At 68.3% G+C, this 17,751-nt stretch carries 12 protein-coding genes; 7 read left to right on the forward strand and 5 right to left on the reverse strand.

Going from position 1 to position 17,751, the window contains the following annotated elements:
* Positions 1-136 precede the first annotated feature (136 nt).
* From ACFFDA_RS19700 to ACFFDA_RS19715, 4 genes are all read left to right on the forward strand, one after another.
* Positions 137-3,025 (forward strand): TonB-dependent receptor, encoded by a 2,889-nt coding sequence (locus ACFFDA_RS19700; RefSeq protein ID WP_404482456.1) that lies wholly within the window; start codon positions 137-139, stop codon positions 3,023-3,025.
* Positions 3,026-3,136: 111 nt separating this feature from the next.
* Entirely contained in the window at positions 3,137-3,877 is a 741-nt protein-coding gene (locus ACFFDA_RS19705) for a FadR/GntR family transcriptional regulator (RefSeq protein ID WP_404482457.1), read from the forward strand.
* Between the two features lie 27 nt (positions 3,878-3,904).
* Positions 3,905-4,927 (forward strand): sugar kinase, encoded by a 1,023-nt coding sequence (locus tag ACFFDA_RS19710; protein ID WP_404482797.1) that lies wholly within the window; start codon positions 3,905-3,907, stop codon positions 4,925-4,927.
* A gap of 46 nt (positions 4,928-4,973) precedes the next feature.
* Complete coding sequence (locus ACFFDA_RS19715) at positions 4,974-5,684, forward strand: dienelactone hydrolase family protein (RefSeq protein WP_404482458.1); 711 nt, start codon at positions 4,974-4,976, stop codon at positions 5,682-5,684.
* A gap of 89 nt (positions 5,685-5,773) precedes the next feature.
* On the opposite strand, the gene ACFFDA_RS19720 is transcribed toward ACFFDA_RS19715, so the two are convergent.
* Genes ACFFDA_RS19720 through ptsP form a run of 4 tightly spaced genes read right to left on the reverse strand, consistent with a single transcriptional unit; the run spans position 5,774 to position 12,405 of the window.
* Positions 5,774-7,162, reverse strand: coding sequence for a carbohydrate porin (locus tag ACFFDA_RS19720; protein ID WP_404482459.1), 1,389 nt, complete (start codon positions 7,160-7,162; stop codon positions 5,774-5,776).
* Between the two features lie 37 nt (positions 7,163-7,199).
* On the reverse strand, positions 7,200-8,915 hold the full coding sequence (locus tag ACFFDA_RS19725) for a PTS fructose transporter subunit IIC (RefSeq protein WP_404482460.1): 1,716 nt from the start codon (positions 8,913-8,915) through the stop codon (positions 7,200-7,202).
* Positions 8,912-9,871 carry a 1-phosphofructokinase gene (gene pfkB, locus ACFFDA_RS19730; protein WP_404482461.1) on the reverse strand — a complete coding sequence of 320 codons (960 nt, stop codon included), beginning with the start codon at positions 9,869-9,871 and terminating at the stop codon, positions 8,912-8,914. The genes ACFFDA_RS19725 and pfkB overlap by 4 nt, the downstream gene beginning before the upstream one ends.
* Entirely contained in the window at positions 9,871-12,405 is a 2,535-nt protein-coding gene (ptsP, locus tag ACFFDA_RS19735) for a phosphoenolpyruvate--protein phosphotransferase (protein WP_404482462.1), read from the reverse strand. Before ptsP ends, pfkB begins: the two co-directional genes overlap by 1 nt.
* Before the next feature lie 146 nt (positions 12,406-12,551).
* Between ptsP and ACFFDA_RS19740 the strand changes: the two genes are divergently transcribed.
* From ACFFDA_RS19740 to ACFFDA_RS19750, 3 genes are all read left to right on the forward strand, one after another.
* A complete protein-coding gene (locus ACFFDA_RS19740) occupies positions 12,552-13,553 on the forward strand; it encodes a LacI family DNA-binding transcriptional regulator (RefSeq protein ID WP_404482463.1) in 1,002 nt (333 codons plus the stop codon).
* Complete coding sequence (locus ACFFDA_RS19745; RefSeq protein ID WP_404482464.1) at positions 13,550-14,392, forward strand: shikimate 5-dehydrogenase; 843 nt, start codon at positions 13,550-13,552, stop codon at positions 14,390-14,392. Before ACFFDA_RS19740 ends, ACFFDA_RS19745 begins: the two co-directional genes overlap by 4 nt.
* 131 nt (positions 14,393-14,523) lie before the next feature.
* A complete protein-coding gene (locus tag ACFFDA_RS19750) occupies positions 14,524-15,549 on the forward strand; it encodes a class 1 fructose-bisphosphatase (protein ID WP_404482465.1) in 1,026 nt (341 codons plus the stop codon).
* 118 nt (positions 15,550-15,667) lie between these two features.
* Here the strand turns inward: ACFFDA_RS19750 and ACFFDA_RS19755 are convergent, their stop codons facing one another.
* A complete protein-coding gene (locus tag ACFFDA_RS19755; RefSeq protein WP_404482466.1) occupies positions 15,668-17,635 on the reverse strand; it encodes an OPT family oligopeptide transporter in 1,968 nt (655 codons plus the stop codon).
* Positions 17,636-17,751 lie beyond the last annotated feature (116 nt).

Raw genomic sequence — 17,751 nt, forward strand, 5'->3', positions numbered from 1 at the left:
TCCTGGAAAACGGAGGCTGCAAATCGTCATACCAATTTTGCATGACCATATTTCCAATATTGGACTATAAATATGGATTGACACAAATGCGAAATTTGGTCAGCAATCATGAAAATATCCAAAGGGAAGAGGAATCATGACGCGGTCTACAAAGTGGGCATCCCAGCGCCGCTCCATCCGTCGCTCGCTGCTGGTGGGCATCGCCTGCATCGCCACCCCCGCCTTCGCGCAGGACACCGCGCCCGAGCAGGCTGGCGAACCCGCCACGCAGGCCCCGCAGGACCTCGGCGGCGCCACCGCGCCCGACATCATCGTCACGGGTTTTCGCGAAACGCTGCAGACCTCGATCAGCGAAAAGCGCCGCGAGACGGCGATCGTCGATTCCCTCTCCTCCACCGAAGTGGGCGACCTGCCGGCGCTTTCGGTAGGCGAGGCGATCCAGACCATCACCGGCGCCACATCGCACCGCGAAAAGGGCGGCGCTTCCGAAATTTCGCTGCGTGGGCTCGGCTCGTTCCTGTCGAACACCACGTTCAACGGCCGCGACGCCTCGAACGGGAGCGGCGACCGCGCGGTGAACTTCAACCAGTTCCCGTCCGAACTCGTCAACGGCATCAAGATCTACAAGACCCAGCAGGCCGACCTCGTGGAAGGCGGCGTCGCCGGCACGATCGAACTGGGCACGATCAAGCCGCTCGACTTCAAGAAGCGCCGTATCCAGCTCGAAATGAAGACCAACTACAGCCCCTACCAGGACCGTATCATCGGTTCGAGCGCCTGGGGCTGGCGCGGCACCGCCAGCTACGTCGATCAGTTCGATGCTGGGCCACTGGGCGATATCGGCATCGCGGTCGGCTTCCAGCGCAACAAGACCAACAACCCCGAAGAGACGTACGCCGCCAGTTCCACCTGGGTCGCCTGCAACCCGGCCATCGCCGTCCCCGCCGGCAACTGCTCGGAAGTCACCCGCGCACAGGCCGCCGCCGGCACGCCGTTCGCTCTGGTCCCCAATGCCGCAACCTATCGCCAGATCAGCGAAAGCGACAAGCGCGACGCGGTGTTCGGCGCGATCCAGTGGCGCCCGAGTGCCACCCTCGACATCAACTGGGACGTGCAATACTCCAAGCGCGACTACGCCGAGAACCGCCGCGACCTGAACCTGTCCGAACTGCGCTACGGCCTCACCAACATGCAGGTCGACGAGAATGGCGTCCTCACCCACGTCGAAGGCAAGACCTCGCTGGAATCGGTCGGCACCCTGCTCGAACGCGACGAGGAGTACTTGGGCGGCGGCATGAACGTCGAATGGCGCCCCACCGAGCGCCTCACGATCAAGGCGGACGGTTCGTACTCGCGCACCATCCGCACCGACGTCGAACGCTCGGTCCGCCTGCGCACCGATCCGCTCGACATCTACGGCAACCGCACCGCGATCAACAACCAGCGCGTCGGCTACATCTACGACGTGGCGCCGGGCAGCTACGCGCCGACGATCACCATCGACCCGCGCTTCGACGTCAACGACCACGCGCTCTACAGCGACGATGCCCGCCTGCGCCGCGACGAACTGCAACGCCGCAACAAGATCATCGCCGGCCGCCTCGACGCCACCTACGAAATGGACGGCTTCCTGCGCAGCCTGGCGGTGGGCGCCCGCTTCTCCAAGCTGACGTATTCGGACTACGACGACCGCGTCGAGATCACCCAGGACGACCGCACCGTCGACCGCGACGTCAACCTGGCTTGCCGCACGATCTTCCCGCAGACCGATTACCTCTCGAACGCCCCGGGCAACCAGCTTTCGAGCTGGGCCACGTTCGATCCGGTGTGCCAGTTCCAGGGCTACCTCGGCACGGAGGACCCTGGCCACAACGCCGACGTCCGCTCGGTCGCCAACCGCGACGTCACCGAACGGACGCTCGCCGCCTATGCCATGGCGAACTACGAGGGGAACCTGGGCGACATGCCGATCCGCGGCAACTTCGGCGTGCGCGCGGTGCAGACCAGGGTGACCTCCAACGGCCTGCGCTCCGACCTGCAAGTGGTCACCAACGGCGACGGCTCGATCCGCCTGGTCGAAAGCGGCGTGTTCGATACGGTCACGATCAAGAGCAAGACCACGCGCTTCCTGCCCAGCCTCAACGCGATCTTCGAACTCAAGCCCGACCTGCTGCTGCGCCTGGCCGGCTACCGCGCGATGTCGCGCCCCGCCCCCAGCGCACTGGGCGCCGGCCGCACGATCCAGTTGGAGGATGGCACCAACTTCTCCTCGGTGGCAGACGCGATCAGCCTCATCACCGCCAACGGATCGCCGCGCCTCAAGCCGCTGATGTCGTGGAATGCGGACGCATCGCTCGAATACTATCTCAACAAGGATTCGCTGTTCTCGGCGACCGTCTACTACAAGCAGTTCACCGGCGGCTTCATCCCAGTGGTGCTCGACGAAGACTTCTCAATCGGCGGGCAGAACTATTCGATCCCCGTCGTCCAGACCCAGAACAGCACCGAAAAGAGCCGGGTCTACGGCTTCGAGGTGACGCTCGCCAACCGCTTCTCCTGGCTGCCCGCGCCGCTGGACGGGCTGGGCGGCAAAGTCAGCTACAACTACGCCAATTCCAACTTCAAGAACGAGGACATCCGCCTAGGCGCCGTCTACGATCCCGAGACCGGCGAGACCACGCCCGGCATGATCCCCGCAGCGAACCTTTCGGGCTATTCCAAGCACGTCGTCTCGGCGCAGCTCTACTATTCGCTGGGCGGGCTGAACCTCCAGGCGATCTACAACTACCGCTCGAACTACTACCAGGACTTCGTCGGCGGCAACTCGCAGCTTCGTTACGTGCGCGGCAACCAGACGCTGGACTTGCGCGCGTCCTACGACATCAGCAACATGATCCAGTTGCAGTTGCAGGCCACCAACGTGTTCGACGAGCCGAAGATCACCGACATGCCGGTGCAGGGCAGCATCCGGCAGTACCACTACTACGGCTCGCGTTACTTCGCTGGGGTCCGGGTGAAGCTGTGATGGAGACGGTCCCGGATCAAGCCCGGGATGACGTCATGACGAACTGGTCAGGCAATTGCTTCGATTTGGCATGGAAGCTATAGGCAAAGGTGTAACGAGAGAGACAAATCGATGGCTGACAGGTTGTTCCAGGGCATTGCCGACCAGATCGTCGCGCTGATCGACGAGGGGGTATTCCCCCCGGGAACGCGCCTGCCCGGCGAGCGTGAGCTGGCCGAACGGTTCAACGTCAGCCGGGTGACCATCCGCGAGGCCGAAATCGCGCTCCAGGCGGTCGGCGTCATCAAGATCAAGACCGGCTCGGGCGTCTACGTGGCGGAGCGCAGCGAACGCAACGACGAGGCGCTGCCCAAGGTCAGCGCGCTAGAACTGACCGAAGCCCGCTCGCTGTTCGAATCCGAGGCGGCGGCGCTGGCAGCGCCGGTCATCACCGAGGCAACGCTGGCTCGGCTCGACGCACTGCTCGAAGCCATGGCGGTGGAGCAGGACGACGAGAAATCGACCGAGATCGACCGCGAATTTCACATGACCATCGCCTCGGCTTCGGGCAACGGCGCGATCACCCATGTCATCCGCACGCTCTGGCGGCTGCGCACCGAACTGCCCGAGGTTCGCCACACCCACGAGAGCGTGTGCCATCACGACGGCGCGACCCGGCAGGACGAGCATGGCGCGGTCGTCGAGGCGCTGCGCCGGCACGACCCGCAGGGCGCGCGCCTCGCGATGCGCCAGCACTTCAACCGGCTGCTCGGCTCGATGCTCGATGCGACCGAGGAACACGCCATTTCCGAACTCAGGCGCAAGGCCCGCGAGAGCCGCGAGCGTTTCCTGATGAGCGCCAATATCGGCTGACCGGCCGCCCACCCGAGGACCTTTGCCATCACCGGACACGTCACCTGCTTCGGCGAAGTGCTGCTGCGCTTCGCCACCCCCGGCCATCGCCTGACGGTGCAGTGCGACGCGCTCGACATGGTCGTGGGCGGCGCCGAGGCGAACGTCGCGGCGGGCCTCGCCTCGCTGGGCCACCGGGTGAAGATGGTCACCCGCCTGCCGTCCGGCCCGCTCGGCGACAAGGCCCGCGCCGCGCTCGGCGCGGCGGGCGTCGATACCACCCACGTCAGCCGCGCGTCCAAGGACCGTGGCGGCCGCATGGGTCTCTATTTCCTCGAGAGCGGAGCGGGGCTGCGGCCCTCGTCGATCGTCTACGATCGCGCGGGCAGTGTCTTCGCCCTTTCCTCCGGGGGCGATTTCGACTTCGCCTCCGCGCTCGAGGGAGCCCGACTGTTCCACCTGTCGGGCATCACGCCGGCGCTGGGGCGTGGGGGCGTCGCGCTTGCGCAAGCCGCCGTCACCGCCGCCACCAGCGCCGGCGTGCCCATCTGTTTCGACGGCAATTACCGCGCCCTGCTGTGGGACGCCTGGGACAGCGACCCGCGCCGCGTGCTCACCGAGCTGATGCAAGCGGCGACGGTGATGATCGGCAACCACCGCGACATCTCGCTGCTGCTCGGCAAGCCGTTCTCGGGCGACGGCTCCGACCGTCGCCGCGAAGCCGCGCTCGCCGCCTTCGACGCCTTCCCGAACCTGCAACTGATCGCCTCGACCGCGCGCCACGTCGTCAACGCCGGCCACCACCGCATCGCCGCCCGCATCGACGCGCGCGAGGACGCCCACCAGACCGCCGAAGTCGACGTCACCGGCATCGTCGACCGCATCGGCACCGGCGACGCCTTCGCCGCCGGAGTGCTCCACAAGTGGCTGGAAGGCGCCGACATCGCCGCCATGGCCGAGGCCGGCCTTGCCTACACCGTCCTCAAGCACACCCAGCCCGGCGACATGGGCCTGGTCACGCGCGACGAACTCGACGCCTTCTCCGCAAGCGGTGGTGACGTCAGGCGCTAGGGCGTTTATCGGTGCGGTTTTACAGACCATACAAGGAAGGCTCACGATGGCCATCGAACGGCACGTCCGCATCTACGAAGCACCGGGCGGCACTTACGAATCCATGGAAGTGTACGACCCGGCCGCCGGCGAGCAGCCCGGCGTGCTCCTCTTCCCCAATTTCCTCGGCACCAAGGAATGGGATTTCGACAAGGCCGAACGCATCGCCGCCCTCGGCTTCAAGGTGCTGGTGGTCGACTTCTACGGCCAGGGCAAGCGCGGCACCGACATGGAATCGGGCAGCGGGCTGCTCCAGGAACTGACCGCCGATCGCGCCCTGATGCGCGACAAGCTGATCGCCCACCATGCCGAACTGTTCAAGCTGCCCGGCGTCAGGCCGGGACGGGTCGCGGCGGTGGGCTTCTGCCTCGGCGGCAAGTGCGTGCTCGACCTGGCGCGTTCGGGAGCGGACATCGCCGGCGTCGTCAACCACGGCGTCTACGATGCCCCGCCCTTCGCCAATGCCGCGATGGTGGCGAAGCTGCTGGTCTGCCACGGCTGGAACGATCCGCTCTGCCCGCCCGAGGCGACTGCCGCCCTCGCCACCGAACTGACCGAGGCGGGCGTCGACTGGCAGCTCATCGCCTACGGCCATACCGGGCACGCCTTCACGGCCGAAAGCGTCCCTCTTACCGCGGACGCCTCGTTCGGCTTCCAGCCCGACACGAACCGCCGAAGCTGGCAGGCGATGGTGGACTTCTTCGCCGAAAGCTTCTGATCCGGTAGCCGCCGGCAATCGCCGACGGCCTGCGAGACTTGCGCCTCACGCCACCGGGATCGCCCCCCGGTGGCGTCCCGCGCCTCCGGTCAGTGCAGCGCGCGGCCGATCAGTGCATTCGCATCGACGGTGAACTTGAACCCGAGCACCCAGGCATTCGGGATGTCACGCGTGCGGAACGGCACCGAGGACTGGTCCGGATGGACGATGTACTGGACGTTGGGTGACAGCCGGATCGCCGGCCCCATTTGCGCGCCGTAGGCCAGTTCTATCATGTACTGGTGCCGGGCAATCCCGTCGGTCCCACCGGCAAAGACACGCGCGGCCTTCATGCGTGCCATGGCAAGGTCGCTGAAGCGCTGGTCGTTGAGGACGAAACCGATGGTGTCCTTGTCGCGCCCGGCGAATGTCCCCGTCTGCACCAGGCCCAGTTCGAGATAGCGGCTCTCCTCGACGCGGCCCGAAAGGTTGGTCATGGCCACGCCGAACAGGCTGAGGCCCCGTTCGGACAGGGGATCGGGCCGGGTCAGCATCTGGTCGAAGCGGAAATAGATGCCCGAGCGGCCGTGCCGCGTCGCCCCGGGCCGGCCGCTGACGACGGCGACCCCACCCTGGTCGTCCCGCAAGGGATCGGTGTAGTCGCCCCGGTCGAACCAGCCGCCCAGGATGTAGTGGCGCGGGCGGGCGTCGTTGCTGAAGTCGGTGCCGTAGCCCAGCTCCCACGGCACGATCACGCCGGTGGCGTTCTTGATGCTGGGGTTGAAGCCATGGTCGGTGGGCCGCTTGCGGTCGGGATTGACCTCGTAGACGCCCGCATGGGCCCAGACTTTCGGCGTCAGCGCCAGCTTGGCGTGCGCCATCCAGCTCGATGCCGGGAAGTAGGTGAAGTTGCTGTTCTTGAAGACGAACGTGGGATTGCCGCAGGCCGAATTGCTCTGGAAGTTGCAGTAGAGCGGCGAGTTGAGGAAGTGGATGTTCGCCTGGCTGCGCCCCGCCTCGATATCGAGCGCGCCGTCCAGAAGCTTCTGCTGCCAGGTCAGGATCGCGAGGTGCGTGTTCTGGGTACCCCAGATCTCCTGCACCGAGGTGTTGTTGCCGATCGCGTTGGCGGCGAGGTTCTCGCCGTGGCGATCGGTGATCGCGACGTGGATGGCCCCGCCCGCGATCCCGGCGATCCGGTCCATGTCGAAGTCGGCCGCGACATAGACCTGGCCCGCATAGGCCGCATCCCTGCGGATGCCGCCCGAGACGTTGGTCGCCGCCTCGCCGGTGTAGCTGAGCGAGAGGGTGATGCCCTCGTCGGCCAGCGGCTGCCAGGCGGGCGCCTGTGCCTTCGCCGGCTCGGCAGGCGCTTCGGACGCCGGGGGAATCGCGGCGCCATCCTCGACTTGCCGGGCGAGCGCGGGCGCGGAAAGGGTCGCGAAGGCAAGGCCGATGGCGCTGGCACGGCAGCCGGCGCGCAGAAGATAGCGCTGCATGATAACTCCCAGTATTCTCGTTCGTTGACGACTACGCTCAGGCCGCCTCGGGCAGGACCTGCGCGATCGGCCGCTTGAGCAGGCCCACGACCAATGCGGTCACCACCGTCCCGGCGACGATGGCGAGGCCGTAAGCCAGCAGGTGCGACACCGCGCCGGGGATCGGTAGGACGAAGACGCCGCCATGCGGCACCCGCAGTTCCACGCCCGCACCCATCGAGATCGCGCCCGCCACGGCCGAGCCCGCCATCAACGCGGGGATCACCCGCAAGGGATCGCGCGCGGCGAAGGGGATCGCCCCTTCGGTCACGAAGGCGAGGCCGAGCACGGCGGCGGCGCCGCTGGCTTCGAGTTCCTCATGCGTGAAGCGGTTGCGAAACAGCCGGGTGGCAAGCGCAAGGCCCAGTGGCGGCACCATGCCCGCCGCCATGGTCGCGGCCATCGGCGTATAGACCTCGCTGGCGATCAGGCCGACCGAGAAGGCATAGCCCGCCTTGTTGACCGGGCCGCCCATGTCGAAGGCCGACATCGCGCCCAGGATCAACCCGAGCACGATCGCGCTCGATCCCTGCATCGAGCGCAGCGCCTCGGTCAGCGTCGCCAGCAGCGCGGCCACCGGAGTGCCCACCGCGTAGATCATCAGAAGGCCCGTCAGCAGCGATCCCAGCAGCGGCAGGATCAGCACCGGCTTGAGCCCTTGCAGGTTCTTGGGCAACTGAATGAGGCGATTGAGCCAGTAGACCCCGTAACCGGCGATGAAGCCGGCGACGATGCCGCCGAGGAACCCGGCGCCGATATTGGCCGCCAGCATCCCGCCGATCATGCCCGGCGCGATACCGGGGCGGTCGGCGATGGAAAAGGCGATGTAGCCCGCCAGCGCCGGCACGATCAGCGCGAAGCCGCCGTTCGCGCCGATCTGGAACAGGGCATGAGCGAGCGTACCCCTGGCCGCGTCTTCGTTGGCGTGGATGCCGCCCAATGCGAAGGCGAGCGCGATCAGCAGCCCGCCCGCGACCACGAAGGGCAGCATGAACGACACGCCGGTCATCAGGTGCTTGTAGGGGCCGACGCGCTCCTCGCGCGTCGACGTGGCGGCGGCGCTGCCGGCCTGGCCGCCCTGCTCCTTCGCCTCGGCCAGCGCGCGCTCGATCAGCTTGGCGCCGCCGGTGATGGCCGGCTTGGTGTTGCTGGCGAAGACGCGCTTGCCGGCGAAGCGGGCGCGGTCGACCTCGCGATCGGCGGCGATGATGACGACGTCGGCCCCGGCGATTTCCTGCGCGGTCAGCTCGTTGCCGGCGCCGACCGAGCCTTGAGTCTCCACCCGGATCGGATAGCCGAGCTGGCGTGCGCCTTCGGTCAGGCCCTCGGCCGCCATGAAGGTATGGGCGATGCCGGTCGGGCAGGACGTGACGGCGACGATGCTCGGCGTGGAGGAGGAGGATTCCACGCGAGCACCGTCGCCGGCACCATCCAGCGCGGCGGCCGGATTGGCGAGCACGGCCTCGATATCGAGGCGGCGGTGAGGCTTGCCCTTCATGACGCCGTCGTCGGCGCCTTCGGGGGCGACGAACAGGACGAGGTCGTCGGGGCCGAGCGATGGCTCGGCCAGCGGGTTGAGGACGCCGAGGTCGGTGTGCACTTCGATGTCGATCTTGCGGCCCGAAGCCTGCGCCGTCTTGCGCAGTGCCTCACCGGCAAGGACGCCGGCCACGCCCGAGGCGCCGGCCTGAACGATCGCGAATATCCTGCTCACTTGCCTTCTCCCGCAAGATTGGTGTCGAACGACGCGACCGTTTCGAGAACGACGCCGGCTGCCAGCGCCTCCACGGTTTCTGCGTCAGGTAAGTGGGGTCCGGCACGGCCCAGCTTGCCGACCGCGAAAGCGGTGGACAGGCGTGCGATCCGCTCGAGGTTCCCGCCTTCGGCAATCGCGGCGGCGATCCCGGCGACCATCGCGTCGCCGGCGCCCACGGTCGAGGCGACGCTGCCGGCAACGAGCCTGGCGGTCAGCGCGCCTTCGGCCGCGAGGAAGAACGCCCCCTCCTCGCCCAGCGACACCGCGACGAGGCGCACGCCCCGGCGGTGGAGGTCGGCGGCGACGCGGTGGACCTCGGCCAGCGTCTCGACCGGCGCGCCGAGCCATTCGGACAACTCGTGCCGGTTCGGCTTGACGATATCGGGCAGGCGCGGCGCGGCCAGCGCCTCGCGCAAAGGCGCGCCGCTGGCGTCGAGCAGGACACGCGCGTCGACGCGTTCGACGAGGCGGGCGTAGATGTCGAGCCGGCATCCCGGCGGCACGCTGCCGGAAAGCACGACCAGCGTGTCCGGCCCGGCCTCGGCGGCGACGGCCTCGACCACGGCGTCGATCTGGTAGGGGTCGGCCGGCGCGCCGTCCATGTTGACGTCGGTGGTCCCGGCCTCGTCCACCAGCTTGAGGTTGACGCGGGTGGAGCCGGCGCGGCGCACGAAGCGATCGGCGATGCCCTTGGCGGCGAACAGCGCTTCGAACGGGGCGGCGTTGTCGCTCCCCAGCAGCCCGTGGGCGGAGACTTCGACGCCCCAGTCGGCGAGGCAACTGGCGACGTTGACGCCCTTGCCGCCCGCGTCCTGCCGGGCCGACAACGCGCGGTGGACTTCGCCCGGAACGAGCCGGTCGACCGTGACGGTCTGGTCGATCGCCGGATTGAACGTGACGGTGACGACGCGCATCAGACGGCCTCCCCGCTTGCGTTCAGCGCGCGCACTTCGGCGGCGGTGCCGGCATCGAGCGCCCGGGCCGCCAGCGCTTTCATCTCCGCCAGCGAAGAGCCGCGAATGCGCGCCTTGACGGCGGGCACGTCACGCGGGGTCATCGACAGTTCGCCCACCCCCAGCCCGGCCAGCAGCGCCGCGCCGAACGGGTCGCCGGCGATGCCGCCGCATACTCCGACCCAGCGGTCGTGCCGCCGCGCGCCTTCGACGGTCATCGCGATGAGGCGCAGGACAGCGGGGTGCAGGCTGTCGGCCTCGCTGGCGAGTTCGGGGTTCTGCCGGTCGATGGCGAGGGCGTATTGGGTGAGGTCGTTCGTGCCGATCGAGAAGAAGTCGGCATGCTCGGCCAGGACATGCGCCTGCACGGCGGCTGCAGGCACTTCGATCATGATGCCGATCGGGATCACCGGCGCGTCCAGTTCGACCCGGATCGCCTCGCAGATTTCGCGCAAGGTCAAGAGTTCGCCGACCGAGGTAATCATCGGGAACATGATCGAGAGGTCGCCGCCATCCTTCGCCGCGCGATAGAGCGCGCGCAACTGCGGCTCCAGCAGGTCGGGCCGGCGCAGCAGCAGCCGCGCGCCGCGCACGCCCAGGAACGGGTTCTCCTCGCGCGGCAGATCGAGGTGGGGGACCTGCTTGTCGCCGCCGATGTCGAGCGCACGCACGATCAGCGGGCGCCCCTTGCCGGCAATATCGGAGCCCAGCGCGTCGATCATGGCGCGGTAGATCGCGTACTGCTCGTCCTCGCTCGGGCTGTCGCCGCGTTCGAGGAACAGGAACTCGGTGCGCATCAGGCCGACGCCCTCGCCGCCCTGCGCCAGCGCGAAGCCAACCTGGTCGGCGCGGTTGACGTTGGCGCCGATGGCGACTTCGTGGCCGTCGCTGGTCAGTGCCGGCTTGGAACGCTCGGATTCCTCTTTCGCCCGCAGCCTTGCGAGTTCGTCGATCCAGGCCTGTGCCGAGACGAGATCGTCCGGCGAGGGATTGATCCAGATGCGCCCGCCGTCGCCATCGACGATGGCGGTGCCTCCGGCGGCGAGCGAGAGCAGGTCGGTGCCGCCCGCGACCATCGAAGGCAGGCCCAATGTCCGCGCCAGGATCGCGCTGTGCGAGGTCGGCCCGCCGAGCGCCGTGGCGATTCCGGCCACTTTCTCGATGTCGAGCGTCGCAGTGTCCGAGGGCGACAGGTCGGCGGCGACGAGGATGCAGGGCTCGTCGGGCAGATCCGACAGCGTGCCGATGCCCAGTCCCGGATCGATCTGCGCCAGGACCCTTCGCCCGACATCGTGGAAATCCGCCGCCCGCGCCGCCAGCACCGGATTGCCCAGCGCCGACAGTTGCCCTGCCATACGCTCCACCGCCTGATGCCACGACCAGGCGACGCCATGCCCCTCGACCATGATCTGGCAGGTCAGGGTGATGAGGTCGGTATCGTCGAGTAGTGCGGCCTGCGCCTTGAAGATCGCGGCTTCCGAGGCGCCGAGCCGACGCGTGGTGTCGTCCACCAGCGCCTTCATCTGCGCCCGGGTGCGCACCAGCGCATCGTCGAGCAGCGCGCCCCCGGTGGCGAGATCGACCGGCTGGTCGGGCACCACGAGCTGCGTTGCTGCAAGGACGTGGACCTTGCCGATCGCCAGGCCCGGACTGGCCCCGACACCGGCGATCATCGTCGTGTCGTCCACCGGCTTCCAGCCGCGCACGGGCGCTTTCGCCTTCTCGGCGGCGCGGGCGGCATCGGCCTTCTCGCGCGCGGAAAGCCGGCTCACCACCTGGACGAACTGGTCGAGCGCCGCCTTCGCGCCTTCGCCCGAAGCCGAAATGGTGACGGTATCGCCGGCCTTGAGGCCAAGCTGGAGCAGCGCGACCATGCTGCGCGGATCGGCCATCTCGTCGCCGTGGCGCACCCGCAAGGCCGCGCTCCCGGCCTTCGCCGCCTCGCTCCAGGCGGTGGCCGGGCGAGCGTGGAGGCCGGTCGGATAGTCCACCGTCCACTCGACCCGCTCGGCCAGGTCTTGCGCGGGGTCGGCCGACACGGCGCGCGCTGTATCCTCCTGCAGGGCGGCGGAGATCAGGCCCGCATCGTCGGTGGCGAACAGGCCCTCGAGCCGCGCCTCGTCCTGCAGCAGGCGGGTAAGGCGGCGCAGAATGGCGATGTGGCCGTCGGAGCTGGCGGCGATGCCGACCACCAGATGCGCGACCTGGCCGGGGTTCCACTCCACGCCCTCGCGCAACTGGAGGACGACGATGCCGTCCTTGCGGACCAGCCCCTTGTCCTCGCCGAGGCCATGCGGGATCGCGACGCCGGTGCCCAGGTAGGTGTTCGCCACGGCCTCGCGCCGGATCATGCTTTCCTCGTAGCCCGCCCCCACGCACCCTGCCGCGACGAGCAACTGGCCGGCCTGACGAATCGCGTCCTCCTTGCTCGACGCATGGGCGTCGATGCGCACAAGATCCTCGATCCCCAGCGAATTGCGGGCTTCAGCGAACATGAAACGGCCTCTCCAGTCTTGTTCTGCGCATCAGAAAACGTTTTCTCAGAAATTTGTCAAGGGGCTTGCGCTGACAACCGTCAATCTCGCATAAGCGAACAAACAGCGCATGACGCTGTCGTAACGATGTGGAGAACGATTTCCCGATGGCTGTCGGAATCAAGGATGTCGCGAAAGTCGCCGCCGTTTCGCCGGCCACCGTGTCGCGGGTCCTGGCCGGCCGTGCCGTCGATCCGCAGATGCGCGAACGGGTCATGGCCGCGGTCCAGTCGACCGGCTACCGCCCGAACCTCGCGGCGCGCCGGCTGCGTTCCCGCCACTCCAACACCATCGGCCTGATCGTCGCCGACATCCGCAACCCGTTCTTCACCGCCGTCTCGCGCGCGATCGAGGACATCGCCTATGCCCGCGGCCTGCGGGTCATCCTGTGCAACACCGACGAGGACCCCGAGCGCGAGGCGATGTACCTGCAACTGATGCAGGAAGAACGCGTGACCGGCGTGATCCTCGCCCCCTCGCGCGCCGGATCGGAAAGCGCGGCCCGCTTCCGCACGGACTTTCCGATGGTCCTCATCGACCGCGCCGTGCCGGGCGCGACGCGGGACTGCGTGGTGCTCGACAACGAGGCGATGGCGGCAGGCCTCGTCGCCCACCTGCACGACGCGGGCCATACCCGCATCGCCGGCCTGTTCGGCGCGACCAGCGCCACCGGCCTGCAACGCCGCCTCGGGTTCGAGAGCGCCGCCGCCACGCTCGGGCTCGAGGCGCAGGCGCTCTCCGTTCCCCACGGCGCCGGTGAAGCGGAGAAAGCCGTCGTCGCCGCGATGGCCGGCCCCCGCCCTCCGACCGCGCTGCTCGCCAGCAACGGCGTGATGCTGATGGCGGTGCTGCGCGCGCTCCATTCGCTGGGGCTTTCGGTCCCCGCCGACGTTGCGCTCGCCGGCTTCGACAAGGAGGACTGGATGGAATTCGTCGGCGGCGGCCTCACCGTCGTCGAGCAGCCGGTCGAGGAAATTGGCCGCGCGGCGATGGCGATGCTGTTCGATCGCCTCGACCACCCGGACGCTGCTGCCCGTCGCGTGGTGCTGGCGGGAAAGCTCGTCGCCCGCCATTCGAGTTCCGCGAAACCCCAGGAGACCTACCCATGAAGCCACCGATCGGCCGCGACACGAGGCTGTGCATGTCGCTGTCGGCCCGGCCCGGCAATGCCGGCTCGATGCTGCACAACCGGCTCTACGAACTGCTGGAGCTCGACTACGTCTACAAGTCGTTCAGCACCACCGACCTGGCGGGCGCGATCGGCGGCATCCGCGCGCTGGGCATTCGCGGCTGCGCGGTCTCGATGCCGTTCAAGGAAGCTGTGATTCCGCTGATCGACGCCCTCGAACCTTCGGCCAGCGCCATCGACAGCGTCAACACCATCGTCAACGACGACGGCACCCTGACCGGCTACAACACCGACTTCACGGCGGTGCGCGACCTGCTCGTCCAGCGGGCGATCGACACCGCCCTCCCCTTCGTGGTGCGCGGCAGCGGCGGCATGGCCAAGGCGGTGGTCGCCGCACTGCGCCACTGCGGGTTCGACTACGGCACCGTCGTCGCCCGCAACGAAGCGGCGGGACGCGCACTGGCCCGGCAGTACGGCTACACCTGGGAGCCGGACGTCCCGGCCAGAGACGCCGCGCTGCTCGTCAACGTCACCCCGCTCGGCATGGCCGGCGCGGATGCCGAAGCGCTCGCCTTCGATGAGGCGCATATCTCCGCCTGCCAGGTCGCCTTCGACGTCGTCGCCCAGCCCGCCGTCACGCCGTTCCTCCGCGCCGCGGACCAGGCCGGCAAGACGGTCATCTCCGGCGCCGAGGTCATCGTGTTGCAGGCCGTCGAGCAGTTCGTCCTCTACACCGGCATCCGTCCGAGCCCGGAAAGGATCCACGACGCCGCGCTTTTCGCACACGGACCGCAAGTCGCCGAGCGTTTGCGTGCCTGAAATCGCCTGAAATCGCCTGAAATCGGTTGCATCGACCCTGGTCGTTTCGCAGGGGGTTTCGCATTGGGGCAAGAACGGCTTAAGTTGCTGCAACGCGGCAGGCCGCCGCAGTCCAAACGAGAGTATGCCAGATGAAGCGCCTGACCCTGACCCGTTTCATGATCGAGGAGCAGCGCCGCTCCGGAGCACTGCCGTCCGAGCTGCGCCTGCTGATCGAGACCGTCGCCCGCGCCTGCAAGACCATCAACCATGCGATCGGCAAGGGCGCGCTGGGCGAAGTGCTCGGCAGCCTCGGCAGCGAGAACGTGCAGGGCGAGGTCCAGAAGAAGCTGGACGTCATCGCCAACGAACTGCTGCTCGAGGCGAACGAGTGGGGCGGCCACCTCGCGGCCATGGCGTCGGAGGAGATGGAGACCATCCATCGCATCCCCAACCGCTATCCCAAGGGCGAATACCTGCTGCTGTTCGATCCCATCGACGGCTCCAGCAACATCGACGTCGGCCTCTCGGTCGGCACCATCTTCTCGGTTCTGCGGGCCCCGGCCGATGCCTCCGGGCGCGAGGTCACCGAACAAGACTTCCTGCAGCGCGGCAGCGAGCAGGTCGCCGCGGGCTATGCCATCTACGGGCCGCAGACGCTGCTGGTGCTGACGCTCGGCACCGGGGTCTACGAGTTCACCCTCGATCGCGAGATCGGCGCCTGGAAGATGACCGACGGCCCGCTCAAGATCCCGGCCGGCAATTGCGAGTTCGCGATCAACTCGGCCCGGCACAAGCAGTGGTCGCCCGCGATCACGCGCTACATCGACGAGCGCCTGGCGGGTGAGGACGGCCCTTGCGGCAAGGACTACAACATGCGCTGGACGGCCTCGATGGTCGCCGACGTGCACCGCATCCTCAAGCGCGGCGGCGTCTTCCTGTACCCGGCCGACCATCGCCATGCCAACAAGGCCCGCCTGCGCCTGATGTACGAGGCCAACCCGATGGCCTTCCTCATCGAACAGGCCGGCGGCAGCGCCAACAACGGCCACGAGCGCATCCTCGACATCCTGCCGACCGGCCTCCACGAGCGCGTGGGCGTGATCCTGGGCGACCGGGAGGAAGTGGAAACCGTCGCCGCCTACGGCCGCGAGGCACTGGCGACGGCCGGGAGCTGAGGTTCCCGCGCCTGCCCTGATCGGGGCTTGACCCAACCCTGGCAAAGTCAGCCTGCCGAACGCGCCGCCTCCGTTCATATCGAGCGAAGGCGGCGGTTCCCGATCTCGATGATCGCGCTTACTGCGCCACCACCAACTGACGGGTGCGGCGGTAGAGCAGCGCGGTCAGCACCAGGAACAGCGCGGTGCCGCCCACCAGCGCCGGGACCTCGAAGCCCTCGCCGACCAGGGCGAGCGGGGCGTCGCTGCCCGAGGCGGCGACGATCCCCGCGAAGCCCACGCCCCACAGACTCTCGCCGACGATGAGGCCGGTGGCGGTCAACACGCCCATCCGGCGGGCGAACTCCGGGTCCTTCCTTCGATCCGACCAGCCTTCATAAACGTGCCCGATCACCGAGCCGACGACGACCGGCAGGATCGCGGCCATCGGCAGGTAGATGCCGATGCCCACGCCCAGCGGCGGCAGGCGCAACTTGCCCAGCGCGCCCAGCACTTCGTCGAGAACGATGAACACGACGCCCGCGACCGCGCCCCAGCCGATCATCGCCCAGTTGAGATCGCCGCCCAGCACGCCCTTGGCCAGCGAGGAGATCAGCGCGGCCTGCGGAGCGGGCAGCGCGTTGGGCCCGGCGCCGGGCGTGCCGGCAAAGCCGAACGCGGTGTTGAGCAAGTCGAGCACCGGCGGGATGACGAGCGAACCGAACACCACGCCGATCACCAGCGCGACCTGCTGCTTCCACGGGGTCGCGCCCACGAGCTGGCCGGTCTTGAGGTCCTGGAGGTTGTCGTTGGAGATCGTCGCGACGCCGAAGACGATGCCGGTGACGATCAGCGCATAGGCGACCAGCGCCTCGGTCGTCCCGGCGCCCTGGTCGCGCCCGAACAGCCCGACCAGCATCAGCGCGGCAGCGACCACGGATAGGATGCCGATGCCCGAGACCGGCGAGTTGGACGCGCCGATGAGGCCCGCCATGTAGCCGCAGACCGCCGCGATCATGAGTCCGAAGACGACGATGAACACCACCGCGCCACCGATCAGCGCCACTTCGCTGCCCGCCAGCGGACCACCCGCGACGACGCTCCACAAGAGGATCGCGATCGGCACCAGCATGGCCAGCGAGCCCAGTGCCACCACCGTGATCGACAGGTCGCGCTCCTCCAGCGCCAGCGCCTCTCCGGCGTGACGCGCGCGGCTGGCGGCCATGGCCGAGCGGATGCCGCCCACCACCGGGCCGGCGATCCGCAGCAGCGTCCACACCGCCGCGACACCGATCACGCCGGCGCCGAAGAAACGCACGTCGCGCGAAAAGACGCTGCCCGCCCAGGCCGCGACGTCGCCGGCCTGGGGCTGTTGCGCGGTAAGCACCGGCAACAGTCCCCACCAGCCGACCGCGAGGCCCAGGAACATCGCCATGCCCACCGAGAGCCCGACGAGATGCCCCACGCCCAGCAGCGCGAACGACAGGCCGCCCGAAATGCCGGTCGCCCCGGACCCGGTGCGGAACCACACCGAAGCCTCGCTCACCACCAGCCGCGTCTGGGTGAGGATCGCAAAGCCCATCGAGACGAGCCCGTTCCACAGCAGGACCGAGAGCCCCTTGGCGCTTTCCTCGGCTCCCTCGCGCGAGCCGGAACCGATGCGCAGCACTTCGGCGGCGGCGTGGCCTTCGGGATAGGGCAGCGGCGTATCGACCACCAGCGCGCGGCGCAGCGGCACCGAGAACAGCACCCCCAGCACCCCGCCGGTGCCGGTGATCGCCGCCGTGGTCCAGTAGGGGAAGCCCTGCCACCAGCCGATCATGACAAGGCCGGGTAGCACGAAGATGATCGCCGCCAGCGTTCCCGCCGCGCTCGCCACGGTCTGGACTATGTTGTTCTCCCAGATCGTCGAATCCCTGAACCCGCGCAGGATCGCCATCGAGATCACTGCGGCGGGAATCGAGGTCGCGAACGTCAGCCCGACCTTGAGCCCGAGATAGACGTTGGCGGCGGTGAACAGCAGCGTGATCGCCCCGCCCAGCGCGATCCCGCGCAGCGTCAGTTCCCTTGCGGAGCCTGCGCCTGTCCGTGCCGTGTCGCTTGCCATCCTTGCCCTTGCCTGCCGGTTGTCGTGGCGCTCCACTTGCCACGCCTCCTGCCGCGGCGACAGCGCAAATCATGCACTCTTGCGCGAAGGGAAGGATCGCCACCGCGCCTTAATCG

Origin of the sequence: Novosphingobium sp. BL-52-GroH (genome assembly GCF_044813085.1) — a bacterium.
Classification (GTDB): domain Bacteria; phylum Pseudomonadota; class Alphaproteobacteria; order Sphingomonadales; family Sphingomonadaceae; genus Novosphingobium.